At 39.5% G+C, this 3,811-nt stretch carries 3 protein-coding genes; 1 reads left to right on the top strand and 2 read right to left on the bottom strand.

All coding sequences use genetic code 11. The annotated features are described in order from the left end of the window. Positions 1-381: 381 nt before the first annotated feature. Together glmS and psaC are read right to left on the bottom strand one after the other, a co-directional pair. Complete coding sequence (glmS, locus tag ACIR131C_RS0105475; protein WP_028089384.1) at positions 382-2,274, bottom strand: glutamine--fructose-6-phosphate transaminase (isomerizing); 1,893 nt, start codon at positions 2,272-2,274, stop codon at positions 382-384. A 362-nt stretch (positions 2,275-2,636) separates the two neighbouring features. Beyond that, positions 2,637-2,882 carry a photosystem I iron-sulfur center protein PsaC gene (gene psaC, locus ACIR131C_RS0105470; protein WP_015080270.1) on the bottom strand — a complete coding sequence of 82 codons (246 nt, stop codon included), beginning with the start codon at positions 2,880-2,882 and terminating at the stop codon, positions 2,637-2,639. 472 nt (positions 2,883-3,354) lie between these two features. On the opposite strand from psaC, the gene ACIR131C_RS0105465 reads away from it, so the two are divergent. Next, positions 3,355-3,708, top strand: coding sequence for a DUF6464 family protein (locus tag ACIR131C_RS0105465; RefSeq protein ID WP_028089383.1), 354 nt, complete (start codon positions 3,355-3,357; stop codon positions 3,706-3,708). Positions 3,709-3,811: the final 103 nt, after the last annotated feature.

Raw genomic sequence — 3,811 nt, 5'->3', positions numbered from 1 at the left:
CTCTTGTGGTGCGGGCATCTTGCCCGCTAGATATGTACCTCATAACACCGGGAAGTGCTGTATCATATCTGTTGAGGCTGGTAATGGGTAATTGGTAATTGGGAAAAGACAATACAACCCACATTCCCCACCCTTAGCTGTCACACAGGGAAATTACGGAAACAAGAAAGAGAACTGAGGCTAAAAAATCACATATTAGCGCAAAAATACATTTATTATTTCTACTTTCGTTTTTTTCCGTTCACCTACTTAGATTATAAGTGATTGGGCGGACATGATATAATATACATTACCTGAGCGAAAAAATTTCATTGTGTTAATTAGGTGGGAAATAACCACCTAATTATTACTTATTTACTTACAAAATCTGGAAAATATCAGTTATTCAACTGTCACTGACTTAGCCAAATTTCTCGGTTGATCTACATCTAAACCTCGCCGGGCCGCAATATGATAAGCTAATAATTGCAACGGTATGACTGTGAGAATAGGAGAGAGAATTTCTTCCACTTGGGGAACCGGAATTAAATCATTAAAAATTTCCGTCACTTCATCATCTTTCACAGATGTTACCCCAATTAATCGGGAATCTCTGGCTTTTGCTTCTTGAGCATTAGAAATCACCTTTTCATAAACATTACCAGGAACAGCGATCGCTACCACAGGAACTTTAGCATCTAATAACGCAATTGGTCCATGTTTCATTTCCCCCGCAGGATAACCCTCCGCATGAATATAGCTAATTTCCTTTAATTTTAAAGCCCCTTCTAACGCAATGGGAAAATTAATTCCTCTGCCAATAAAGATAAAATCTTTCGTTTCTGAAAAATCATGTACCAAATGTTCAATATAACGTTCTTGAGTTTCTAAAATCGCTTCAATTTCCCCTGGTAATTCCCGTAAACCCGTGAGAATTTCCTCAAATCTCAAATCACTAATTTGATGACGACGATAAGCTAAATCTAGCGCCAAAGCATAAAAAGCCATCAATTGCGCTACAAAAGTTTTCGTCGCGGCCACACCAATTTCAATTCCCCCATGGGTATTGATAATATTTGCAACCATATTACCCAAACTGCTCTCCGGGCGATTCGTGATTCCTAAAAGTCGCGCTTGATACTTAGCCTCTTTTCCCTGTCTTCTTTCCTTTTCCATAGACAAAGCCGCCAAAGTATCAGCAGTTTCTCCTGACTGAGTTACGCCAATAGTTAGAGTATTAGGCGTTAGCGGTGATGGTGCATACCGAAATTCAGAAGCATATTGTACCTGAGTGGGAATTTCTGCCAATTGCTCTAATAAGTATTTACCCACTAGTGCCGCGTGCCAACTTGTACCACAAGCTACAATCTGAATCTGTTCTATATCTGCGTAAAATTCGCTGCTTAAACCAAAATTTACTGGTGATTGATCAGTATTTTCTCTCTCTTCCGTAGAAAAATAAGCCTCCAAACAATCCCGTACTACCCCCGGTTGCTCATAAATTTCCTTGAGCATAAAATGTTTGAATCCCTGCTTTTCCACCATCATAGGATTCCAGTTCAGGGTGCGAGGATGCTTTTTCAAGCGATGTCCAGCGAAGTTATACACCTCCACCCCTAAAGGAGTCAAACGAGCGATTTCCCCGTTTTCTAGGGGCAATACAGCGCGGGTATGGGGAACAATTGCCGGGGTATCTGAAGCACAGAAAAATTCACCTTGGCCAAAACCAATCACTAAAGGCGCTTGTTGACGAACTACAATCATTTCATCAGGGTAGTCAGCAGAAATCACAGCGATCGCATAAGCCCCCTCTAATTTACTTACAGCTTTATGCACTGCATCTAACAACACAGAAGCAGAACTATGATTATCAGAATAATGCTTTAAACATTCAGCAATCAAATGGGGAATTACTTCTGTATCTGTTTCCGAACGGAATGTGTGACCTAAAGCCTTTAATTGTTCCCGTAACTCTCGATAATTCTCAATAATGCCATTTTGCACTACCGCTACCCGCAGAGCCGTATCTAAATGAGGATGAGCATTGTACTCTTCTGGTTTACCATGAGTTGCCCAGCGAGTGTGACCAATACCAATTTGGGCAGGATTTTCGATTTGTTCCAGTTTAGAACGCAAGTTGAGTAATTTACCCTTAGCCCGTACACAATGCACGTCACCTTCCAAAATAGTGGCAATTCCTGCCGAGTCGTAACCCCTATATTCTAACTTCTCCAGACCAGCCAGTAAAATATTTGTCGCTGCCTGAGTGCCTATATATCCAACTATTCCACACATTGCTTAAACCACTCCAATTACAGGATGATTAAATTTTAAGTATAGTTGCTAGGATAGTTCAGCCACTTTAGCAGATAAAAGCAAATTAGTAATGAGTAATGGGTAATTGGGAATGGGTAATTGGGAATGGGTAATTGGTAATTGGGAATGGGTAATTGGTAATTGGTAATTGGTAATTGGTAATGGGTAATGGGTAATTCACCTTTTACAACGGACAACGGACAACTGACCACTGACAACTGACAACTGACAAAGAACAACAAAAATGTTGAGGAATGAGGGAAGAATCTCAATATTTTCCTCCTTCTCACTCCCCAACACTAAACTACCAAGAATTTAGAAATTGTAGAAATTTGCAATTCCTAGTAAGCCAAGCCCATACTGCGAGTTGTTTCAGCGCCTAAATAAACGCGAATGCTCAAAAAGTCGGTGGGGCAAGCAGTTTCACACCGCTTACAACCTACACAGTCTTCAGTGCGGGGAGACGCAGCCACTTGAGCAGCTTTACAGCCGTCCCAAGGAACCATTTCCAGTACGTCAGTGGGGCAAGCGCGGACGCATTGTGTACAGCCAATACAGGTGTCGTAGATTTTTACGGTATGAGACATTGAAAAACTTCTCCTCTTGGGTGTTCTTCTAGAATGAATGACAAAATCATAATCAAGGCATAGTTTACCCCAGGGCTTGATAGCTTGTAAGCAAAAGGCTACATAACTTTAAACAATGTAATAGACACTTTGGACAATTTATCTACCAATATCCCTCTGATTCAGTCATAATCAGCAACATAGACATCAAGTGTTTACCTAAACCACCCTCTGCTATAAATGCCAACTTGTAAAGATATGTAAACTAATCATGATTTTCCCGACAGTTATCTACAATACCCATCATCAATAATCTATCTAAATTATTCAGATATTTGTCAAATTAGGCTCAAATACTACATAGTCTATAAACATAGATTACCTATATAATTTAAAGAAATTACGCTTAATCTGATTGAGATAAGACCTAAATTCTAGCAAAAACATCCTAATTAGTGATAATATGCTCAATAAGTAAATCAGATAACATATTATGGAGCTAAATTTCCTACCCACAGAGGTAATTTTAACACATCCGCGTCAATCTCTTGGTAAATTACAGCTTGATTGGACACCTCAACCAGGAAATTATTTAGATTTTGCTGGTAAAACCTATGCAGTCTTAGAGCGTCGTCATAGATATCAGCTTCAAGGTGGACGCTATATATTAAACAATATCGCTATTTACGTACAAATAGCTCAAAGGCCGGAAGAAAAAACTTTAGTAGAGGGACGTTGGGTTATTGGTGATGCTACTTGTAACTATAATGCTCTTTCGGAAATTATTCGTTGTGCTGTTAACCCAGCAGGACCCTGTAAGTCCTGCCGCTTTTATGAAAGTTATTAGTCAGTTGTCAGTTGTCAGTTGTTAGTTGTCAGTTGTTAGTTGTCCTTTGTCCATTAATGCCATTAATAATGTTTCTCTATCCATTACCAATTACCCATTACCA

Origin of the sequence: Dolichospermum circinale AWQC131C (assembly GCF_000426905.1) — a bacterium.
GTDB lineage: Bacteria > Cyanobacteriota > Cyanobacteriia > Cyanobacteriales > Nostocaceae > Dolichospermum > Dolichospermum circinale.
The sequence above is the reverse complement of the archived record's forward strand: the minus strand, read 5'-3'. Positions and strand labels throughout refer to the sequence as shown.

What these genes read in the sequence shown, in the direction of transcription:
- glmS (WP_028089384.1), bottom strand. Translation starts at nt 2,274, where the DNA reads ATGTGTGGAATAGTTGGATATATAGGCACTCAGGCAGCGACAAATATT.
- psaC (WP_015080270.1), bottom strand. Translation starts at nt 2,882, where the DNA reads ATGTCTCATACCGTAAAAATCTACGACACCTGTATTGGCTGTACACAA.
- ACIR131C_RS0105465 (WP_028089383.1), top strand. Translation starts at nt 3,355, where the DNA reads ATGGAGCTAAATTTCCTACCCACAGAGGTAATTTTAACACATCCGCGT.